This is a genomic window from Acinetobacter sp. Q85-2, assembly GCF_013420555.1.
GTDB lineage: Bacteria > Pseudomonadota > Gammaproteobacteria > Pseudomonadales > Moraxellaceae > Acinetobacter > Acinetobacter indicus.
In genome coordinates this window covers 1-1700 of sequence record NZ_VOXW01000045.1, presented here as the reverse complement: position 1 = coordinate 1700, position 1700 = coordinate 1, and the positions used below count along the sequence as shown (strand labels likewise).

Annotated in this window: 1 protein-coding gene; it reads right to left on the bottom strand. The window is 52.4% G+C overall.

Annotation, left to right across the window (positions count from 1 at the left end; genetic code table 11):
* The coding region (locus tag FTT68_RS13950; RefSeq protein WP_180175432.1) for a type VI secretion system Vgr family protein at window positions 1–1700 on the bottom strand (1700 nt) is incomplete at both ends.

Here is a 1700-nt window from a genome sequence, read left to right as displayed (position 1 = left end):
CCCCACTGATCGGTTCTCAGTTCAAAACCTTCACCACGGCCATCACTTTCAGCGCTGGCTTTGGGATGGCTCAAGTTCCCCAGGTTCAGTTGGGTCGCACCATGGCTGCTTTGCAGCTGGGCAGAGATCTGCTTCGAAGTATCATCAAAGCGCAGCTGGTTAAAACCACTGCCTTCAATTTCCTGTGAGCGGATCCCGCTGAGTTTTTTGGTGTCGGGTAGTTGGCCTTGTTGGTCGAATTGGGTTGGCGAGCGTTCTGCTTCATGTAAACGACCAACCACGAAAGGCCGGTCGATGTTACCGTCAAAGAAGTCGATCACCACAATTTCATTAATCCGTGGCAGGAAACGTGCCCCGTAGCCTTCTCCGGCCCAAGGCGTCAGTACATCGACCCAGGCGGAATCGGTGTCATTGTCATTACTGCCGGCCCCACCATCATGCTGATGGTCATCACTGCGGGTAAACAGGAAGCGGACTTTAATCCGTCCCCATTCATCGACATGGATGCTTTCGCCAGCAGGACCGACCACCCGAGCACGCTGCGGATGGGCTGCTGGTCGGTGCTGTAGTGGATGGTATTCCGGGACGGTGCGGATGTTGCGACGTTGCAGGGTTAAGGTATTGCCTTGACGTTCATCCGGGTGTTGTTCGTGTTGAAAACTAAAATGGCTATGCCAGTGGCTCTGGCTGAGTAGTTGGTTAATCTGCTGATTGAGGTCTTTAGGTAAGTTGTTCTGGTTATAGAACTGTTTGCCGGTAATTAGAAATTCTTTGTCGGCTGCGCTGTGCTGGTCAATTTCCGGATGTTCATTCAGTTCAAACCAGTAGCCAACCTGGGCATCACGGACGGTGGAATGGGCGCTGAAGTATTTGGATTGCAGGTCGTTGTAGTGACTGAGGTTCTGGTTCAGTTTATCCAGCTGGTTATTAGAGGATGCGGTGGCCTGGTCTTCGCCATTTAAATCCTGCATCCAGGCCGGGCTGATCTGCCAGGCTTGTTCCAGACTTAAGCTGGCATTGTCCTGATTATGGCTATGCTGGTGTTTGCTTTGTACGGAACCGGCACCTTCTTCCTGACTCAGGCTATCCGACTGCCAGCGTTGTAGATGTACGGCAGTCGGTTGCAGGCTGCGCTGGGCAATCAACTGGGTGATGCTGTCCAGTTGTTCGGTGGCACTGGAGCGATGAAAACGAATGCTGCGGCGGTTTAAGGCACTGTACTGGCTGTTGTCATCAATCAGGCGCAGTTTCTGGGCCTGTATCGGGCTGCTGGAATGTACGACCTGTAACTGGGCTTCATCAATCAGCCAGTTAATCCCTTCACTACGCCAGAGCCGGGTCAAAAAGTCATAGTCGGTTTCATTGGACTGCATGATAAAAGGACGCACATCCAGTTCCTGGGTCAGTCCGGTTAAGTCCAGAGTCAGGCTGGCAGCAAAGAGCGGGCTTTTGTTCTGCCATTCTTTAAATAAGATCTCGCTGACCTCACGCACGCTTTTATTCATAAACACACGGCTGTTACGGCGTTTATGCCAGAGTGCGGTTGGATCTTCTAGCGTAAGTTTATAGAGGGTGAGAGAGCCATCACTCTGGCCTTGCGCGGCTGCGGTGATAATACCGCTGCTGCGAAATAGCTGGCCCTGGTCAGTGACCTGATCGACGGCAACCTGCGCGCCGATAAACTGTTTTAACGGAATCTG